The sequence below is a fragment of the Xanthomonas citri pv. citri genome (assembly GCF_000961215.1).
Taxonomy (GTDB): domain Bacteria; phylum Pseudomonadota; class Gammaproteobacteria; order Xanthomonadales; family Xanthomonadaceae; genus Xanthomonas; species Xanthomonas cissicola.
The window spans coordinates 24,937-44,155 of sequence record NZ_CP008997.1 but is presented as its reverse complement, the minus strand read 5'-3'; the positions used below and the strand labels follow the sequence as shown (position 1 = coordinate 44,155).

Below are 19,219 nucleotides of genomic sequence, written 5' to 3'. Positions count from 1 at the left end.
GTAATCCCCCCGCCCATTAGCTGACGTCAGAAGTGGAATTTTCTCGTCCCCTTTCCCGAGGAGGTTCCATGAAGAAGTCCCGCTTTACCGACAGCCAGATCATCGCCGTGCTCAAGCAGGCCGAGGCCGGTGCGCCCGTGCCGGAACTGTGCCGCGAGCACGGCATCAGCTCGGCCACGTTTTACAAGTGGCGCAGCAAGTTCGGCGGCATGGACGTGTCCATGGTCGCGCGCATGAAGGAGTTGGAGGAGGAGAACCGCCGGCTCAAGAAGATGTACGCCGAGGCGCAGCTCAGTACCGACCTGCTGAAGGAAGCGCTCGCAAAAAAATGGTGAGGCCATCTCAGCGACGCGAGATGGCCCAATCCGCAGTCACGAGCGGGCGCACGAGCATCCGCCACGCCTGCCAGACCTTCGCGGTGAGCGAGACTTGCTTCCGCTACCAGGCCAAGGCCAGCGAGGAGAACGCCCACATCGCCGACTGGCTGGTCCGCCTGACGAGCGCCCATCGCGACTGGGGCTTTGGCCTGTGCTACCTGTACCTGCGCAACGTGAAGGGCTTTGGCTGGAATCACAAGCGGGTCTATCGGATTTACCGCGAGTTGGAGTTGAACCTGCGGATCAAGCCGAAGAAGCGGCTGGTGCGTGAGCGGCCCGAGCCTGTGGCGGTGCCGGAGGCCATTAACCAGGTCTGGTCGATGGACTTCATGCACGACCAGTTGGCCGACGGCCGCAGCTTCCGGCTGTTCAATGTGCTCGACGACTTCAATCGCCAGGGGCTGGGGATCGAGGTGGATCTGTCGCTGCCGTCAGCCCGGGTGATCCGGTCGCTGGAGCAGATCATCGAGTGGCGCGGCAAGCCCGCCGTGATCGGCTGCGACAACGGCCCTGAATACATCAGTGGCGCGTTGCTGTCCTGGGCGCAGCGGCATGGCATCCGGGTCGAGCACATCCAGCCGGGCAAGCCACAGCAGAACGCCTACGTTGAACGCTATAACCGCACCATCCGCTACGCCTGGCTCGCCCGAACCCTGTTCGACACCATCAACAGGTGCAGGACCAAGCCACCCGCTGGCTATGGACGTACAACCACGAGCGCCCGAATATGGCGCTCGGCGGCATCACGCCAGCGATGAAGTTGGCGATGGCCGCTTAGCTCCACTTCTGGCGACCGCTAAAAGCGGGGGGATTACCCATCGTCGCGTGGCCTGGACTGGCTCCCAGCATACAGCCCGCTGAATCCTCGGCTGAGGACGGAGGATGTCGGAGGCCGCTACTCGCTCAGCGTTCCGGTATTTCGGCGGTTCCGGCTTACAACCCCTAGGACTTAAGCGTCCGTCTCAGTTCTGCTTTCAGGCTTTCGTAGTCCTTGATGGCCGAGGCGTCGTAAGCGTCGGCGTGCTCCAGGGCGAGCTCGAGCAGGGCTCGGACCATCATCGAATTGGACAGGCGGCCGAAGAAAGCGGCTCGGTCGATGGGATCTATGAACTTCTGAACCACGGATCCTGGCAAATCAGCCGGCAAGGTGATGTTCACGGGGGCTGCTTTGCTCATCGGAGTCCTAAATTTCTCTGGGGGTTGACTATGCCCATAGATATGCGCATATTTAAGCTCAAAAGTCGGTGCCTAGCCTAGGCAGTGTAGGAAAACGCGGGGAGGTTGGGAATGGCGGACAGAGCACAGGAGAACGCGAATCAAACAGTTTAACAATCGCATGATTGCATCCGCAGAACGATTGTGATTCTATAATTCACGAATCGTATAAAACGTTGCACGTGCGACGTGGAGCGTGAAAAACCCAAACCTAAGCGTAGAAAGCTGAACTTGACCGTGGCATTACTTCCCTCTTTGTTTTTCAACGATGAGGAAGCAATGCTCACCCTGACCAAGAAAGAGCTGGCCGTGCTCGATGAGGCTCAACCGGACTATGCGGTTTATCTGGTTGAGACGGAGCACGAGAACAGCCGGTGGTGGCGGATGACGTTGAAGCTACCCACGCAGGACAAGGTTTATGAGGTCGTTACCGCGCTCGGTAAAACCAAGCTCTGGAAACGTTTGGACATAGCTGTCGATTTCATCAAGGAGAGCTGCCCGCACACAAAGAGCGTGTTCGTAGTTTTTGCCCCGTGGCACAACTAACAATCTGAGAGGTTCTAAGAGTGGAAAAGAATGAAGCGATTGAAAAGGACACGACAGCAGGCCCGCGCAAGGGCGACAAGGTAGACAGGGTGCTCGATCTGGCGGCTAACGTCCTCGTGATGGCCCTCGTCTTTCTTCCGCAGCTCGCATATGCACAAGACGTCGGTGGCACGTTCGGCGGGATCACCGCCTTCCTGAAGTCGATCACGCAACTGCTCATTTATGAGTGGGGCTACTACATCGGCATCATCACCTTGGCGATCCAAGGGTATCGTTGGAAGTCGGGCCGCATCGACCTGATGACGCTCGGCGGTTGGGGCCTCGGTATCGGCCTCGTGTTCTTCGCGCCAAATATCGTTTCCGACCTCAAGGCGCGTTCCTCCGGTTCGATCCAATGAGTGCCGACGAGCAATTCCACGATGAAGGGGAGTCGCTCGTCGCTGCGATGACCCGCCCCACAATGGTGGGCGGGTTGACGCTGGCAAGTCTTGCGATGAGCTTTTATTTCCCCGGCATGGCCGCGTTAATCACGCGATCACTTTGGGCTGCGGCATTGATTCCAGTCTTACTGCTGATTAGTTATCTGGTCTGCCTGAAAGACGTGTACCTGTTCGACATCATGTCGGCCGCAACCCATTTGAAAACGTGTCCGAACAAACGTTTTTGGGGATGCCGACGCTATGCGCCTCGTTGATGTTTTAAAAGAGAAGTTCGACATGTCGCTGTCGATGCCGGTGCCGGAAGGTGCCGACGCCGCCGCCAAGGAAATGGCCCTGAGCGACATGATCCCGTACACCGTTCACTACGACGACGAATCGGTCATCACCAAGGATGACGGTCTGGTGCAGGTCATCAAGCTCGATGGCCTGTACTTCGAGTCGTTGACTGCCGAGCAAATCAAGCAGTTCGAGCGCCGGCGCAACACGGTGTTGCGCTCCATCGCCAACAGCGACCGGGGCGTCTATGTCCACCTGATCCGCCGCAAGGTGAACCTGTATCCGGCAGGAGAGGGCGGCACATGGTTCGCACGGCGCTTCAATCAGGCGTGGCGCGAGCGCTATAACAAGCGCTCGTTCTACGTGAACGAAATCTATATCTCCATCGTCCGCAATCGCTTCCGGCAAGGTGCGCCCGGCATCCTGGATCGCGCGTTCTCATTGGTGTCCGGCTCCAAGATTACGAAAGAGGACCTCGAATCGTTCGAGGAACAGGCAAAAGACGTCAACGAAGCCGCTAACCTCGTCGTTCAAACCTTGTCGGGCTACGGTGCTCGCAAGCTGCGCATCCAGCGGCGGCCGGAATTCGTTCTCGACAGGGTAAGCCGTGCTGATGCGCAGGTTGCCGTCGAGCGATTCAAGATGAGCTGGCAAGAATTCCAACGCTCGCACGGTCATCACGAGGTGTATAGCCGCGACGAAGTGCTCGACTATCTCGGTGAGGATTTCAGCGAGATTGGTGGTTTCCTGCACTACCTGGTCAATCTGGAAGATGAACGCGTGCCGGTTACGGAGATGCAGCTAGACCGCACGCTCGCGGTGTCGTACCTCGACTTCAAGATGCTCAGCAACATGATGGCCGTCCAGAACCTGAGCGGTACGCGGGCCGGGGCCATGCTGAGCATGGCCGAGTGGCCGGCTCGCACGCCGTCGCGGATGCTTGACGAATTTCTCAAGCAGCCGGTGGAGTACATCATCACGCAGTCGTTTTTCTTTACCGACCGGATCAGCGCTGAGCACGACATGCGGCAGGAGCGCCGACGCATTGCGGTCAATGACCGTGAGGGCGTGGCGGAAGAGGACAAGGACGAGATTACCAAGGGCCTGCAAGACTTGACGCGCGGCCGCTCGGTCAACGGTCTGCATCACCTGACCATGCTCGTGCATGTGCCGGCCACGACGCAATTTGCCGACCCTATCGAAAACAAGCGGCAGACGATTGCCGATCTCGATGGCGCGGTCGGGCTGCTGAAGAAAGCGTTCGTGAATCTCGGCGTCAAGCCGGTTCGCGAGTGGTTCGCGATGGAGACATTCTTCTGGGCGCAGCTTCCCGGCCAGGCGCAGCACTTCATGGGCCGGCGCGGCAAGATCAAGTCGGGCAACTTCGCCGGCTTCGCCTCGTTGCACAACTTCGCAGTCGGCAAGATCGACGGCAACCTGTGGGGGCCGGCCATCATGCCTTTCGAGACGGAGAGCGGCACCGCCTACTACTTCAGCTTCCATCGTGAAATGGAAGGGATGGTCGCCGGCCACACGGCGTTCACGGCGGACACCGGCGCGGGCAAGACAACTCTGTTGGCCGCGTTGATCGCGATGGGTGACAAGGCCTACCCACGTGTGTTCTGGTTCGATAACCGCGAAGGCGCGAAGGTGTTCATGTGCGCAATGGGCGGCCAGCACACGACGCTGACCGTGCAGGGCAGTACGGGCTGGAATCCGATGAAGCTGCCCGACACGCCGGAGAACCGCGCCTATCTGGTCGAACTGCTCACGCTGATGCGGACATGCTACGGCGGCAAGATCGTGCCTGACGACATTGATCGGTTCAAGAAGGCTGTCCACGAGAACTACGCGCTGGCCTATCCAGATCGCCGCCTGCTCAATGTGGCGTGGTGTTTCGGCCAAGGCGAGTTGGCGAAGGACATGCGGGTATGGCACGGAGCCAACGGCATTGAGGGTGCGAACTGGGGCGTGTTCGACAACGAACACGACAACATCGACCTGACCAATTGCCGGCACTATTGCTACGAGATGCGGCAGCTCATCAAGGACGGCACGGCTCGGCCTGAGCTGCCGGTGGTGTTGAGCTACCCATTCCATCGCATCGAGCAGTCCATGAACGGCGAGCCGTTCATCCTCGTGCTGGAAGAAGGGCAGAACCTCGTCAAGCACGCGTATTGGCGCGAAAAGATTGACAGCTACATCATGCAGATTCGCCGCAAGAACGGCCTGCTGGTCTTTGTCACGCCGGATGCCAAGTACCTCTACTGCGAAACCGATTCGATCCAGAAGCAGACGGCAACGAAGATCTATTTGCCGAACGGCGAAGCCAAGCGCACGGACCTTGTTGATGTGCTCGGCCTGACACCGGCTGAGTACGAATTCGTGCGCGACACCCCTCCCGAGAACCGGACGTTCCTGATTCGACGCGGTAATGAGTCGATCAAGGCGAAGTTCGATCTCTCCGATATGCCCGAGTTCATCCCTGTGCTGTCCTCGAACGACAAGGGCGTGGCGCTCATGGAGGAAATCATTCGTGAGCTGGAAACCGACGATCCCGAACAGTGGGTGCCGGTGTTTATGGAGCGTGCGCTCGCCAAGAACACGCACAACCTCAAGCAGAAAGGAGCATGACCATGAAAAAACCCCTCGTAGCCCTCGCGGTGGCCGCTTCTCTCGGCGCTTCGGTGCCCACCTTCGCTACCGGCATGCCGACGTTCGACGCGGCGGCGGTGTTGCAGTTGCAACAGCAGTTCCAGCAGTTGCAGGAGCAATACAAAACACTCAAGGACCAGTACGCCGCTGTTACGGGCAGCTATGGCCGTGGGCAAATCGGCCTGGGCGATTCCATCAACGCGGCATCGGTGGTGCCCGGTTCGTGGCAGGAGGTCGTCGCGCAGCAACAGAGTGGGGCGTTCGGGTCGAAGCAGGCCGCCTACGAGAAGCTCATCAACACGATGCCGCAAGACCTGTTCGCCAATCCCCAGGCGCAGAACGCCACGACATACAAGATGAGCACCGATGCGGTGCGGGCTGCGCTTGCAGGTGGTGACTCGTTGTATGCCGAAGTGCAAACACACCTCAACAATCTGGCGCGCATGAGCCAGCAGGTCGATGCGACGGTGAACATCAAGGACGCTCAGGACTTGCAGAACCGCATTGCGGGCGAGAACGGAATGATGCAAAGCGCGATGGCCAAGCTCAACGCGATGAACATGAACTTGCAAGCGAACATGGTGAACCAGCAGAACCAAGCGACGGCCGCGACGCAGAAGTATTTCCGCCGCACCGGCCAATAAGCATTTCTCGCATGCGAGAAACACCAACACCCAAAGGACTCGCAACAATGCAATTATTTTTCGCACTTCTGCCTGGGCTGATCTTGTTCTGGCCGTTGCTCAAGCTCATCCAAAAAGGATGGCGCTTGTTCGCAGTGCTGTTCTTCGCGGCCCTCATCTCCGGCTGCGCAAGCACGTCCAACAAGTTCAACAAGTCGCCCTGCGCATCCAAATTCGAGAACGTCAACACGGACAACTATGGGAGCCAGAGCGATGCGTAATGTCTGGATGATCGTCTCGGGCCTTGCGGTTGTCGTGGCAATCGGTGGAGCCGTCTACTACTTCTTTCCGAAGCAGTCGGCCGCTACCACCTCTAACGTGCCGCAACCGCCATCGACTGATAACCGTGTGCTCGTGGTGCCGGCCGGGAACCCGCTTTTAAAGGCTGACAAGGCTCAGTTTCGGCAGTGGCTTCCGCCGTACTGCGGCGCAGACATTTTCCTACAGTCCCAACCGGAACCGCACAAGGTCGATGTGTGCGTGAACGGTACGGTGCAGCGCGTTGCTTCGGCTACCGGCATCAAGTTGTCTCGCGCTGACGTGCTCGACTCGCGCGTCAAGGCGCACTGGCGGGAAGTGATGGGAGCGAAATAGCATGGCCAACATGACGCTACAGGGCTTGCTCGGTGCTGCCGATGGCGTTACCCAGTCGTTCCTATCGCAGACGTACCCGGCCATCGCAGGGGCAATCTCGACGCCGATCACCTACGCGGCCATGCTCTATTGGGCGCTGCATGGCTACAAGGTCTATGCCGGGCACTCCCCTATGCAGTGGAAAGACCTCTTGGCGAAGACCGTCATGACGGTGGCCGTATTTGGAACGCTCAATTGGGGTGGGCTGGCTCAGAAGCTCTACAACGCCTTCGTGTCGTTTATGGAAGGCGCGGCCGCCACGATCATGGCCGGCAAGCCTACATCGCAGATGCTCGATGCGCTGTATAGCAACGTCGGAAAGGTCTCGGACACGTTGCGGTCGGCGGACTCTTACCAGATAGGGATGATCCTTGATGGTCTGGTGTTGTTTGTCCTGAACTGCATCTTGTTCGTGCTCGCCCTTGCGTACATGACCATCGCCAAGTTCGGCTTGGCTATCACGATGGTGCTCTGCCCGCTGTTTCTCTGCTTCCTGATGTTCCCTGAAACGCGACAGTGGTTCATGAATTGGGTGAGCAAGATGCTGACTTTCTGTTTCATGTACATCCTCGTGATTGCCATCGTCCGCTTTGGCTTTCTGGCCTTCGGTGACGCTATCGATGAGGCAGGGAAAGCGGCACAAGCTGCATCGCCCGACCTTGTGACGTCTGAGCAAACTGCGCAGCTCGTCATCGTGGAAGGCGTGTTGATTCTGTTCATGTTGGGTGTCCGCGGTTGGGCGTCGGCGTTGTCGGGTGGTGCCTCGTCGTCTACCGGCACGCTGGTGATGATCGCTCGCATGGTAATGACCAAGGGAGCTGGCAAATGAAATTCGGCAAGAAAACTTTTTTGGGCGACAAAGAGACGCAGTCGGCCCAATTGGGCGGCTCGAACAAGCTCAAACAGGAACGTAACCGCGCGTATCTGCTCATCGGGTTGCTGCTGTTCGTCGTCGGCGGCATGGCGAGTGCGGTCACGGTGCTCGCCAACATTCACACGGTCATTCCAGTGGTGTCGGTCATTGACGCGAACGGGCACGTGGTGAAACAGCAGGTGGTCAACAAGGAAGCGATCACGGGGCAGGAAAGCTTCGTCCAGAGCCAGGTGTACGACTTCATCATGTACTGCAACACGTTCGACCCGGACTGGCGGCAGCACTTTGCCGACCTCTGCCGGCTGCACTCGACACAAACGGTAGCAGGCCAGTACGACGCGGAAACCAGCCCCGATAACCCGAACAATCCGTATTACCAGCTCGGGCAGGGCGGCCGGCGTTACCCGAAGATCACGGGCATTACGTCGCTAGGCAAGGACGCCTATCAGGTGTCGTTCCAGTCGATTACAGAGAAGGCAGGCAGTCCGCCGAAGACGGACTACTACACCGCGCTCGTTCGCTACACCTTCACCTTCAAGCCGCTCGCCCTGGGCGACCGGTGGGAAAACGCATTGGGCTACGCGACGACGGCATACCGCAAAGATCAAGAGTTGAGCCGCCAGTAACCGACTTGTACAAGGAAACAGACCATGAAATTCAACCCTGTTCCTCTCGCTGTTGCCCTTATTGCGGGCACGTCGATTTCGCTGGCGTGGGTGCCGGCTCACGCGGCGAAGTTGCCGCATTCCTTGGTGACGGATGATCGTGTCAAGCAAGTGCCGTATGACCCGAATCAGGTCTACGAGATCGTCGGCACGTATGGTTATCAGACCTCTATCGAGTTCGCCAATGACGAAACGGTCAAAGTTGTCACGTTGGGCGATTCGATTGCATGGCAAACCGTGCCGTACCAGAACCGCCTTTTCCTCAAGCCGGTGGAGCCGAACGCGGCCACGAACCTGACCGTGATTACCGATAAGCGCACGTACTACTTCAAGCTGACTAGCTCGAAGAGCCAAGCGGCGATGACGTTCCTTGTCCGCTTCGTCTATCCGAACTCGAACGTGAAGACATACGCCGGCGCGGGCAGCTCGCAGCGCATGAGCAACGGGTTCGATCCTGCCAAGCTCAACCTTGGCTACGGCACGTCGGGAAACAAGACGGCCATCCCGTTGAAGCGGGCTTTCGATGATGGCCAGTTCACCTATTTCATGTTCGACCAGAACGCAGAAATCCCTTCGGTGTACACCGTTGGCCCCGACGGCACAGAGACCATCGTCAACACGCGACGCGAGGGGCAATACCTTGTGGTTGAACGCACGGCAAGCCTGTTCACGCTGCGCAATGGCAACTCCCACCTCTGCGTGCAGAACAACGCCAATCCCTACAAGCGCGCTGTGAGTGGCCCGGTGAGCACTGTCGGGGGTAACTGATATGAGCGATCAGACAAACAAGCCGCAGGAGGACCGCGAGGCGGCCGTGCGAGAGTGGGAAAAGCAGGCCAATGCCTCGTTGGTGGCCGATGATCGCAAGAAGAAGATGAGCGGTATCGCGATTGCTGCCATCGCGGCCGTTGGCCTCGGTGCGGTCTGGTACATGAAGCACGGCGGTAGCGAGCCGGCGAAGCCTGTGGGCAACAGCGAACTGAGCATTCCAGAGCGTAAGCCGGTGCCGAAGCTCAAGGAGCAGGAGTCGGCCAGCGCGGCGGCAGTGACTTCCACTCCGGCCGCGACGCCTGCGAACGCAACGCAGGCCGATGACCCGATGAAAGCCCAACGCGAACAGATGGAAATGCAGCGGCAGGAACAAGAGCGGCGGATGCTCGAAGCCCGCAGGAAGTCGGCCATCATCCCGCCGAACTCCAACAACCAGGCGGCAGCGTCTGCGCAGCCGGCGGGCGACAGCGGCGACCAAGGGCAGTCGAATGCCGGCATGCTAGGCGGCGGTAGTGGCGACCGTGGCGCGCAAGACCCGAATTCGCGTTTTGCGCGGGCTGTCTCTGGCGATGACGTGGCGGTCAGCAAGGCAAATCAAATCGACAACCTGCCCTACAAGGTCTTGCAGGGCAAGCTCATCGAGGCCGTGCTTGAGCCGCGGGCAATCTCCGATCTGCCCGGCATGGTGTGTGCGACCGTTCAGCGCGACGTGTACGGCGCGCAAGACCGGAACAAGCTGATTCCGTGGGGTTCGCGCGTATGCGGCGTGTACAGCGCCGAAGTCCGCAAGGGGCAAGACCGGCTGTTCGTGATCTGGAACACCGTACGCCGGCCGGATGGCGTGCAAGTGGCGCTCGACAGTGCGGGCGCTGACCAGCTCGGCACTGCCGGCATGGGCGGCATCGTGGACACGCATTTTGCTGGAATCTTCGGCACGTCCGCGCTGCTGTCGATCATCGGCGCTGGCGCGTCGAACGCCGGCGTGAGTTCGGGCGATCAGTACAACTCGGCCGCCGCCTATCGGCAATCGGTGCAACAGGCGGCCGCGCAAACCTCGCAGTCGGTGCTACAGCCGTACATCAATATCCCGCCGACCATCACCGTGCCGGCCGGCTCGCGCGTTCGCATCTACGTGAACAAAGACCTCGATTTCACGGCGATCTACAAGGATGAAATCGACGGAGCCAAGCGCGGCGACGGCGTGACGTTCATCCAGTGAGGGTCGAGCCATGTCGCAGATTGCCTCCTTCCGTACCAAGCTCTCCTTGCTGGCCGACTATCTCGATGACAAGCAGGTCACCGAGATTCAGGTCAACAAGCCGGGAGAGCTTTGGCTGCGAAAGAAAGACGCGTACTACGCCGAGCAAATCGAAGTGCCGGGGCTGACATATCAGTTGCTCTCGTCGCTGGCCGAAGTCACGGCGTCTTTCAAGAGTCTGGAAGTTGACCGGGATAGTCCGATTCTCTCGGCCGAAATCCCGGTCAACCTCGATGACGGTGTTCCAGACTTCGAGCGCGGAACGTATCGCACGGAAATGATTCTTCCGCCTGTCGTACCGGAGGGCACCATCGCGATGACGATTCGCAAACAGTCGCTGGTTCGGATGAGCCTGCCGAAGTACAGGGAGCAGGGCGCTTTTCGGTTCGTGAATAGCGACGTGCTCGATGAGCCGTATTCCGATGCTCGCTTGCTGGACCTGTATCGCGCGAATGAGTGGGACGAATTTCTGCGCGGCGCAGTGTTGGCCCACAAGAACATTGTCATATCGGCCGGAACGTACTGCGGCAAGACCACGTGCCTCAATGCGTTGGTGCAGGAAATCCCTGCACACGAGCGGATCGTCACGATTGAAGACTCGCGGGAGATCGAACCTGCGCAACCAAACTGCGTGCGACTTTCTTACGCGCGCCATCAGGCGTCGGGGCAAGCTGCCGTAACGCCCACAACGTTGCTTCGCTCGTGCATGCGACTCACGCCCGACCGGGTCATCATGGGCGAGATTCGCGGCCCGGAAGCGGTTGAGTTCTTGAACATGCTCAACACGGGCCACAAGGGGTCGCTCACGACGATTCACACCGATTCGCCGGCCGAAATGTACGACCGTTTTGGCGAGTTGATGGACGGTCACACATCCATGACGCGCGAGCAGGTCATCGCGCGCGTCAAGCGGCGAATCGATGTTGTTGTGCAGTGGAAATACACCGAGCGCAACGGCCGCTACATCTCGGAGATCATCTATGCAGGTGCGTAACGCGATAACGATGGCGGCAGGGCTGTTGGCCGCTGTTCCGCTGTTCGCCGGCGCACAAACGCCGGCGCAGCCCCTGGCGTTTGAAAAGCTGGCTGCCGAGTGCGCCCCGGACGTTCACCCGACCACGCTCAAGGGCGTGGTGAGCACCGAATCGTCGTGGAATCCCTATGCGATCGGCGTCGTGGGCGGCCGCCTCGATCGTCAGCCGCGTAGTTTGGCCGAAGCGGTGGCCACGGCTCGTGAGCTTGAGCGGCAGGGCTTCAATTTCTCGATGGGCTTGGGGCAGGTCAATCGTTACAACCTCGCCAAATATGGCGAGAGCTACGAGACCGTGTTCGAGCCGTGCCGCAATCTCAAGGCGGGCAGCGTGATCCTCAAAGACTGCTTTCAGCGCGCCAAGGCGCAGATGGGTGACGATCAGCAAGCCTTGCGGGCCGCGTTCAGTTGCTACTACTCGGGCAACTTCACGCGCGGCTTTCGACCGGACAAAGCGGGGCAGCCGAGCTATGTGCAGAAGGTCGTAGCGAAGGCGACGGGGGCGGCTCAGCCGATCCCCGTTGTGCCTGCCGTGAAGCCCGAAAGCTCCGTAGCCGTTCGCCCTGCTGGTCGGCCTGCAGGGCCGGCGAAACAGGCTGCGGCGCCGAGCGAATGGGTGATCTTCGCGGACGGAGCGCAGCCAAGCGGCCAGTCGGTCGCACCCACGCATGCGGAGTCGGCCAAAGAGCCGGCCGTCCAGGTCCAGCTCGTGACGCCGGTCGCTGCACCGGCCGCTACGGCAGGTCGTGCCGAGCGAGTGCAGACCCAACGCGAAGCGCAAGCCGTCCCCGTGCAACGGGCGACGGCGAACAGCGCTCAGCAGGACGCGCCTTTCGTGCAGTTTGTGAATTGACAAGCCCGACGCGCGTGGCCGGACGAGGAGAAGTTGGAGCCATCCACATCCTGAATCCCTACCTGCCGCGCTGGAACTGTCTTGGCGCGGCGGTACAGCCAACTACTGCTATAGGAAATCTATCGATGAACAACGCCGAAATTATGAAGATACAAGTTAACGCCCTGACGCCTGAACTCGTCACCGAACTGGTCGCGCTTCAACAAGAAGCGGAGCGGTTCTTTTCAATACAGCAAAGCTACGCGAAGGTGATTTTCGACGTGTTCGACGGTGCCGAGTTGCTGACACCGGATTCGCTCGCCAAGGTGAACAATGCCATGATGATTGCCTACCAGATGACGGCTAACGTGCAAAAGCGCATGCACGCTTTGCGCGGCAAGCTGCCGAAAGGCTACCGAGACGAGAACGGCCATTTCTGGAACGCCCGCACTTTCGAATTGCTGCGTGACACGCAAAAGGACTTCGACAAGGCCGTGAAGACCGCCAAGAAGATTTCCGGTTGGGCCTCGGTGAAAATCGACGGCACAAGCTACCCGGAACAATAGTGGACGACCTGCTTTATGGCCCAGGCGGTGACCAGCTTCTCTCGCATGCGAGAAAGCTGGCTCAGGAGAAGAACCTATGAAAGTCACAACCATCCTACTCGACACCGCCGGCGAGATCGCCCACCGCATGGCGATCTCGATGAATGCATTGATGCTCACCGTCGCCGCCGAGGCTCGGCAGGACATGGCACGGGAGCACGGCGCGGACTGGGCAGCCGGTGCCGTGACGTTCTTCGGCACGGAGATCCTCAAAGCGTTCCAGTCGAACAAGCCGGATCGCGACCGTGAGATGGAACGCTCCATGATGAGCTTGGCCATGGCGGTATGGGTCTGCGATTCCGTCTATGGCGGCCTTGCTGCTGAGACATTTGTCGCTTCCGATCTGCGTTTCACCATTACGCACGACGGCATCGTGCGCTATGACCGGCTCCCAAAGCCCGACGATCGAGCTGACCACCAGTAGAGTCACTGGAACTGGCGCGGCTTGCGCGGTGTCGGCGGCTTCTTGAGGCACCAAGCCGGAACCACCGAAAGCCCCGCTTTTGTTGCATGTAACAAAAATAAGGCGTAAACTCGTTGCATGTAACGGTGAGGCCAACATGGCACACGTCAATTCACGAGTTCAAAAGCACCGCGACGCCCTGCGCATGGCAGGGCTGCGTCCGGTGCAAATTTGGGTGCCGGACACACGGCGGCCTGACTTCGCCGAGGAATGCCGCCGTCAGTGTCGTCTTGCTGCACAAGCGGACATGGCGGATACCGACATGCAGCGCTTCATGGATGAGGCGCTAGCAGACATGGATGGCTGGACGGAATGATGCGGGGTGACTTTGTGACCATCGCCATGCAAGGCGACTTCGGAAAACCAAGGCCCGCTCTGGTGATCCAGGCCGACCAGTTTGACGCACACACCACCGTGACGGTGCTGCCGGTGACAAGCACGCTCGTTGCTGCGCCGCTGCTGCGTATTACCGTTCATCCAAGTACCGACAATGGTTTGCAGAAGCCGTCTCAGGTGATGGTGGACAAGGCCATGACCGTGAAGCGTGACAAGGTAGGTCGAGCCTTTGGGCGCGTAGACGCTGATGCGTTGGTGGAAATTGAGCGCTGCCTGGCCGTGTTCTTGGGCATCGCTAAGTGACGACCAAACCGCTTAACTGAGTTGGCTGTTCCGTTGCTCCCCGGCCTCCAGCCCTAGCCAAAGCGTCCGTACTCGGACGGTTTCTTGCCGCTCGCCGGCTGCTTGCGCTGCTGTTGGAGCTGCTGACGCTGCAACGCCTGCTTGCCGTCGGCTGTGCCTTTGGGTTGCATACCGGCGGCGCGGCGCTGCAATTGGCGTTCGCGCTGGATCGCTAGGGCCGTCGTCTTGTCGAAGCGCCGCGCGATGGCTGCCGGCAACTCGCCCCGATTGTTCGTGTACACCCTGGCCTCTTGTCGCGCACGGCTGATCGCCACGTAATACAGATTCATCGACGTGGTGCGGCTCTTGGTATCGAGCGCGATGAGGGCGCGGTCGTTGGTCAAGCCCTGCGCGCTGTGGACGGTGGACGCATAGGCGTGCTCAAGGTGGAGCGGTCGATTCGTCGGCAGCTCGAGCGCGCGAGCCGGCCGGCCGTCGCGCTGCTCGACCGATTCGAGCTTGACCGTACCGCCGATCACGCCGGCGACACGCATGCGGTCGCCGTTCGTGAGGTCGCGCCCGGGGTCGTTACGGTTGATCCGCACGGTATCGCCTATCGACAGCTCGGCGCGCTCAAGGTGGTACACGCTCAGTTGCGTCGCCTTGCGCGGGTTGATCGTGGTGGTGGTACCGTCTTGCCGCTGCAAGACCAGTGCATTGCCGGGTAACGCTTCCTTGACGCGGTAGGTCTGGCCTCGCGTCAGGCCGGCTTTCTGATAGTCCTTCTCGGGCTGGATGACCATGCCCGGCTGATAGCTTGGCGCAAAGCGGCGCTGCGCCTGTGTCAGGTCTACACGAGTCAGCGTCTCGAACTCCCGCCCCTTGCCGGTCAGGTCCAGCGACTCGCGCACCATGCGATTGATCTCGCGGCGAGCCTCGTTGGTGCCGGCAACGATCAGTGTCTCGCGGCGCTCGGGTTCAGTGAGCTGGATGTAGTCGTTCACGATGGCCCGGTGCCGCTCGGTCGGCTCTTTCAGTTCCTCAACGTGCTTGATGTGCGCGAGCGATTGCGTGACGCGGCCCTCGGCCGCTTGCTCGACAGCGGTTTTCAGCTCGTGGTCTTTCTGGCGCTGAATCTCGCTGATTCGTGCGGTCTGCATGCCATCCTGCTGGAGCTGCGCGAACGGCTTGCCGGCCTCGATGGCTTCGGTCTGCTTGGTGTCGCCGAGCAGGACCATGCGAGCGCCCGACTTCTCGACAATTCGCATGACTTGTTCCATCTGGCGAGCGCCAACGACGCCCGACTCGTCCAGAACGATGATCGTCTTGCCGTCGATGGGCTTATCCTTGGTATGTAGAAAGCTCGCCAGCGTGTGCGCTTCCAGCCCTTCGTTCTTGAGCGCCTTGACCTGATTGCCGTAGGGCGCGAGTGCAACGGTACGGTAGCCCTCGCTCACGGCCGACGCCTGCTTGATGAGTGCAACTGCCTGATTCACGGTGTAGGTTCTCCCGGTGCCGGCGTCGCCCTGGATGCCGACGAACCGATTCTTGGTGCTCACGATGGTTTCCACGGCGAAACGTTGGCCAGCGTTCAATGCCGAGCTTTCCAGCGCCGTTTTGACGGCGGCCGCCGTCATGATCGGCTCGATAGCTCCGCGCCCGGTGCGCTCGATGGCGAGAATCGCTTTCTCGCGGGCGAGTGCCTTCTGTGTCGTGTAGCGCTTCTCTGCTGGCACGAGCGAACCCTGCTTGATCGCATTGCTGACGTACTGCTGCGCCTGTTTGTCGGACCAGCCTTTCAGGTCTTGCAGGTAGCTCTTCCAGCCGGCCGACGAGAGCGCCGGCCCATCCTTGCGGTCGGCCATGCGGTACGCCGGCATGGCCTCAATCAGTGCGCCTTGGCCGACGAGCCGCTTGATTTCGGCGCGAACCTCATCCGGGCCTGCCAACCCGACCGCTCGGCGCAGCGCGGTGGCGGTGAGCGCAGTTTCGCGGACAACGGCTTCGCGCTCGGTCAGGTGGTTGATGGCGTACTGCACGACGGCTTGCGCCGGTGTGAGGCGCGCCGGCAGGCTCGTCGCTGCGATGCGGTCGCCGGCGTCGCCTCGCTCACGGCCACGACCGCCGAAGCTGTCGCCTGCCTCGTAAGTACGGCCGTCGAGCTGCGAGCGCGGGCCGTAGTCGATACCAAACTCGCGGCTTTTTTCGACCCAATACTGCTTGACCAGGTCGCGGTCGGACTCATCTTTGCGCGGCCGCGTGGCAAGCGAAATGATCTGCTTCTCAAGCGTGGTCGCCGTCGCTCGCGTCTTGCCCTCGTTGGCAAGCGCTTCCTCGATGAGGCGACTACGCGCCGAAAACGCCTCGATCTGGTCGCGGCTGATGTGGTCCAGCTCGAAATTGCCCTGGTCATCGACCAGGCGTATCGCGTAGCCAAGCGCTTGCAAGCCCCTCGCCAGCTCGGCCTTGTAGAGCGCGTCTACCTCGTGCTGCACGCGGAATATGTCCTCGTTCGACAGTGCGCGCCAAGCGCCGTCTGCGCGCTGCGTCATGTTGAGCACGACAGAATGCGTGTGAAGCTGCGGGTCTTTGGCGCGGCTCATTTCGTGCCGGAACTTGCCGATGACCATGTTCCCGGTGCGCTCGCGGTAGCTCTTTCCCTTGACCTTCTTCCGGGCCTCGGCCAGCCGCTCGACCTGCTCCAGTGCGCGCGTCACGGCGCGGTCGTGCGCAGCGGTGACGTCCTTGTCGCCAGCAACAAGCGCCTGCATGGAAACCGACTTCGGAGCGGAAAACGTCAGGTCCAGCCCCATGCGCTTCTTGTTGTCGGTCGGGTCAAAGGTCGTCTGGATACGCTCGCCGTTCGGGAGCCGGCCGTCCAGCAGCCGCGAGAGTTGCGCCTGTTCCACCGGCCCCGTCAAGCCAAGCACCTGTGCGCCTTGGCCTTGCCACTCGCCGGGGTTCTCCTTGGCATAGTAGTCGTCGGCCGCCGAGAAATAATGCGCGGCCGCGTACTGGTTGTTGCCGCGAATCGGCGTCACATTGAGCATGGCCCGGCCTCGGTCACTTGATGTCGATAGCGGCCGCTCGATGCGGATACTTCACGTAGGGCAGCTTGATCTTCGCAATGGGGAAATCCTCGGCAAACATGACGTAGCCCTCCAAGTCCTTGAGGTTCGAGATTTCCGAGTCCAATACCACCGGCTCCGGTGGGCTGGCGATAACATGGCGGCTGCGGCCGCCTCCACCGATCCCCCCCGCGTTGGTCGTGATCTGGATGCGCTCAACGTGCTGCTTGCCAAGAATCTCGCTCGCCTTGTCAGCATTGAGCGCGTTCGACGCGCCAAAGATGAGGTAATTGCGGAAGCAGCCGAGCAAGGTCTTGGCCGCATCCTTGCCGTAGGTCTCATCGAGCTGCGCCCAATCCTGTATCGAGGCTGCCATGCGCAGCCCGTGCTTACGGCCCTTCGTCGCGGCCGGCACGAACGATTCAAGCCTGCCGAGCGATTCCAGCTCATCGAGGAACAGCCACAGACGCCGGGAGAGGTGTTGCGCGTCGTCGGAGATACTGAGAATCGTCGCGCAAATCGTGTCGATCCATGTCGCCACAAGCGGGCGCTGCGCGGCTCGCATGTCTTCGCGCCACGTGACGAACAGGTTGCCGGCGTTGGGGTCATTCACCCACTTGTGCAACGAGAAATCGCCCTTGGTCATGAAGCTCAGCGGCCGCACGTACTTGTTCATCATGAACTGGATCGACGCGATGGCCTTCTCGGCGTTATCGCGGAAGTAGCCCTGCGAATCCGTGTTGACGAGAAACGCGCGGATGACTTCGCCGTCCTCGCGCACCAGCAGATTGACCAGCGTGTCTTGATCCGGGTTGTTCGTCTCGACCAGCTTGCGCATGGTGTCGGCCAGCACGTCGCGAGCATAGGCACACCACTGCTCATCGCTTGGATCGATTTGCGGCGGGATGACGCTTTTTGCCATCCGGTCGAAGTCATGCACGCCCTTGATCTCGTTGAACAACGTCCATCCCGACGAGCGACGATCAAACGGGTTGAGGATCGTGTCGCCGGGAAAGCTGAATTTCGAGTAGAACGTCCCGTTCGGGTCGATCACGGCCATCTTGTCGCGCCGTTTCACGGCCGACGAAATCATGCTTTCCATCGCGACCGACTTACCCGCGCCGATGGACGCGCAAATCAGCGTGTTACGGTTTTCAAGGTGCAGCGGCATGGGTATGGGGCCGATCATGACGGGCGGCAAATCTTTCGCACCCCTCTGTTCGGCCCGTCGGCGGCGATTCTCCCCGCGATTGGCCGCGTTGACCTGGCTCTTTACCTTGTGCCAGTTCGCCATCTTTGAGCCACGCATCCAGCGGCGATACGGCGCGCCCCGGAAACCATCGTCCCCGTACTCGTGGAACAAATACGCGGCGCTCGCGGCCAGTGCCAAACCGGCCACAACCCCGCCGACGATGAACGGATTGTTCGGTGTCGCGTGTAGCGCAGCGGTGAGCGCTTGCGGGAACGGCGACAGCGGCACATTGCCGATGTATGTGCCGGCCAGCCAGCCGGCCAGCGGCAGGCCAACACCAAAGAGCAAGGTTGCGCTTTCGACTTCGTGCTTCTGCATTGCTTACACCCTCATGGAATCGCAGCGGCGACCCAACAGGTCGGCCAGCAGCGTGGGCCGCATCAACGCAATCGCGGTGCAGCGCATCGGTGATCGCCCCCTCAAGCCAGCGCCTCGTCGCCAGTGCTCGATCACGGCATTGATTCCGACCTCGATCTGGCCGGTGGTCCGTGACCCCCAATGTCACCCCGGAGCAAGCGGCTTCGTACTTCAGCGCATAGAAATAAGACCGCTGCCCTCGAATTTCGTGCTCGTCGCCTATGCAATTCCGAGCTTGTTCTTCGTGATCTTTGCGGGCGTGATGAACACGCGGCTCATGCAATCGAGCTTGCTGGCAGGAAACGAGTACGCGACGATTGCATCGCCGATCTGCGCGCCCAAGGTGTAGACGGCATGCTCATTGACGCCGCGCGCGTAGTCCATCACGATGAGCCTCGCATACTGTTTCCGCAGCGCTGCCATCGAGACGCAGCTGCCTGTCACTTCGAAGGATGCCGAATCTGCGCGATTGTCCGCGCCCATGACAACCACGGCGTTCGAGGCGAACAGCGACGGAGCGATTTGCTTCGACGTCTTGCGAGGCTCCTGCCCATTGGTCAGGGCAACCGAGTCAGGGTGGGGGGAGACGAGCGTCAGTACG

Annotated in this window: 21 protein-coding genes and 1 pseudogene; 18 read left to right on the top strand and 4 right to left on the bottom strand. The window is 60.4% G+C overall.

All coding sequences use genetic code 11. The features are described from left to right. The first annotated feature begins 68 nt into the window (after nt 1-68). A pseudogene (locus AMD14_RS00390) lies at nt 69-1,155 on the top strand (IS3 family transposase). Between the two features lie 164 nt (nt 1,156-1,319). Here the strand turns inward: AMD14_RS00390 and AMD14_RS24460 are convergent. Next, the gene (locus tag AMD14_RS24460; RefSeq protein ID WP_155400515.1) at nt 1,320-1,535 is read right to left on the bottom strand and encodes a hypothetical protein; all 216 of its coding nucleotides are present in this window, start codon (nt 1,533-1,535) and stop codon (nt 1,320-1,322) included. Nucleotides 1,536-1,847: 312 nt separating this feature from the next. Between AMD14_RS24460 and AMD14_RS00380 the strand changes: the two genes are divergently transcribed. The 17 genes from AMD14_RS00380 (at nt 1,848) to AMD14_RS00300 (ending at nt 13,962) form a co-directional block, all read left to right on the top strand. After that, nucleotides 1,848-2,138, top strand: a complete 291-nt coding sequence (locus tag AMD14_RS00380; protein ID WP_003490957.1) for a hypothetical protein — start codon at nt 1,848-1,850, stop codon at nt 2,136-2,138. 20 nt (nt 2,139-2,158) lie between these two features. Then, nucleotides 2,159-2,536 (top strand): TrbC/VirB2 family protein, encoded by a 378-nt coding sequence (locus AMD14_RS00375; protein WP_011052992.1) that lies wholly within the window; start codon nt 2,159-2,161, stop codon nt 2,534-2,536. After that, a complete protein-coding gene (locus AMD14_RS00370; RefSeq protein ID WP_003490875.1) occupies nt 2,533-2,832 on the top strand; it encodes a VirB3 family type IV secretion system protein in 300 nt (99 codons plus the stop codon). The genes AMD14_RS00375 and AMD14_RS00370 overlap by 4 nt, the downstream gene beginning before the upstream one ends. 22 nt (nt 2,833-2,854) lie before the next feature. Further along, complete coding sequence (locus tag AMD14_RS00365) at nt 2,855-5,488, top strand: VirB4 family type IV secretion/conjugal transfer ATPase (protein WP_011052991.1); 2,634 nt, start codon at nt 2,855-2,857, stop codon at nt 5,486-5,488. Then, nucleotides 5,485-6,153 (top strand): TrbJ/VirB5 family protein, encoded by a 669-nt coding sequence (locus tag AMD14_RS00360; RefSeq protein ID WP_015462618.1) that lies wholly within the window; start codon nt 5,485-5,487, stop codon nt 6,151-6,153. Before AMD14_RS00365 ends, AMD14_RS00360 begins: the two co-directional genes overlap by 4 nt. Before the next feature lie 47 nt (nt 6,154-6,200). After that, nucleotides 6,201-6,413, top strand: coding sequence for a hypothetical protein (locus tag AMD14_RS00355; RefSeq protein WP_015462617.1), 213 nt, complete (start codon nt 6,201-6,203; stop codon nt 6,411-6,413). Next, nucleotides 6,406-6,786 (top strand): flagellar basal body-associated FliL family protein, encoded by a 381-nt coding sequence (locus AMD14_RS00350; protein ID WP_015462616.1) that lies wholly within the window; start codon nt 6,406-6,408, stop codon nt 6,784-6,786. The genes AMD14_RS00355 and AMD14_RS00350 overlap by 8 nt, the downstream gene beginning before the upstream one ends. Before the next feature lies 1 nt (nt 6,787). Further along, nucleotides 6,788-7,654 (top strand): TrbL/VirB6 family protein, encoded by an 867-nt coding sequence (locus AMD14_RS00345; RefSeq protein ID WP_011052987.1) that lies wholly within the window; start codon nt 6,788-6,790, stop codon nt 7,652-7,654. Then, complete coding sequence (locus AMD14_RS00340) at nt 7,651-8,325, top strand: VirB8 family type IV secretion system protein (protein ID WP_011052986.1); 675 nt, start codon at nt 7,651-7,653, stop codon at nt 8,323-8,325. Before AMD14_RS00345 ends, AMD14_RS00340 begins: the two co-directional genes overlap by 4 nt. A gap of 24 nt (nt 8,326-8,349) precedes the next feature. Further along, nucleotides 8,350-9,132: a P-type conjugative transfer protein VirB9 gene (gene virB9, locus AMD14_RS00335; protein WP_011052985.1), complete on the top strand. Its 783-nt coding sequence runs from the start codon at nt 8,350-8,352 to the stop codon at nt 9,130-9,132. Nucleotide 9,133: 1 nt separating this feature from the next. Further along, a complete protein-coding gene (locus tag AMD14_RS00330) occupies nt 9,134-10,354 on the top strand; it encodes a TraB/TrbI/VirB10 family type IV secretion system protein (protein ID WP_011052984.1) in 1,221 nt (406 codons plus the stop codon). 10 nt (nt 10,355-10,364) lie between these two features. Further along, complete coding sequence (gene virB11 / locus AMD14_RS00325) at nt 10,365-11,387, top strand: P-type DNA transfer ATPase VirB11 (RefSeq protein ID WP_011052983.1); 1,023 nt, start codon at nt 10,365-10,367, stop codon at nt 11,385-11,387. After that, nucleotides 11,374-12,276, top strand: a complete 903-nt coding sequence (locus AMD14_RS00320) for a lytic transglycosylase domain-containing protein (RefSeq protein ID WP_425508924.1) — start codon at nt 11,374-11,376, stop codon at nt 12,274-12,276. Before virB11 ends, AMD14_RS00320 begins: the two co-directional genes overlap by 14 nt. A 125-nt stretch (nt 12,277-12,401) precedes the next feature. Then, a complete protein-coding gene (locus AMD14_RS00315; protein WP_011052981.1) occupies nt 12,402-12,821 on the top strand; it encodes a hypothetical protein in 420 nt (139 codons plus the stop codon). 76 nt (nt 12,822-12,897) lie between these two features. After that, nucleotides 12,898-13,284: a hypothetical protein gene (locus AMD14_RS00310; protein ID WP_003491149.1), complete on the top strand. Its 387-nt coding sequence runs from the start codon at nt 12,898-12,900 to the stop codon at nt 13,282-13,284. A 184-nt stretch (nt 13,285-13,468) separates the two neighbouring features. Beyond that, nucleotides 13,469-13,639 carry an antitoxin MazE family protein gene (locus tag AMD14_RS00305; RefSeq protein ID WP_017157755.1) on the top strand — a complete coding sequence of 57 codons (171 nt, stop codon included), beginning with the start codon at nt 13,469-13,471 and terminating at the stop codon, nt 13,637-13,639. After that, a complete protein-coding gene (locus tag AMD14_RS00300; protein ID WP_015462614.1) occupies nt 13,636-13,962 on the top strand; it encodes a type II toxin-antitoxin system PemK/MazF family toxin in 327 nt (108 codons plus the stop codon). Before AMD14_RS00305 ends, AMD14_RS00300 begins: the two co-directional genes overlap by 4 nt. A 53-nt stretch (nt 13,963-14,015) precedes the next feature. On the opposite strand, the gene mobF is transcribed toward AMD14_RS00300, so the two are convergent. From mobF to AMD14_RS22460, 3 genes are all read right to left on the bottom strand, one after another. Beyond that, nucleotides 14,016-16,991, bottom strand: coding sequence for a MobF family relaxase (gene mobF, locus AMD14_RS00295; protein ID WP_011052978.1), 2,976 nt, complete (start codon nt 16,989-16,991; stop codon nt 14,016-14,018). A 13-nt stretch (nt 16,992-17,004) separates the two neighbouring features. Continuing rightward, nucleotides 17,005-18,579, bottom strand: coding sequence for a type IV secretion system DNA-binding domain-containing protein (locus tag AMD14_RS00290; protein WP_011052977.1), 1,575 nt, complete (start codon nt 18,577-18,579; stop codon nt 17,005-17,007). Between the two features lie 258 nt (nt 18,580-18,837). Further along, a complete protein-coding gene (locus tag AMD14_RS22460; protein WP_031425612.1) occupies nt 18,838-19,179 on the bottom strand; it encodes a hypothetical protein in 342 nt (113 codons plus the stop codon). Nucleotides 19,180-19,219 lie beyond the last annotated feature (40 nt).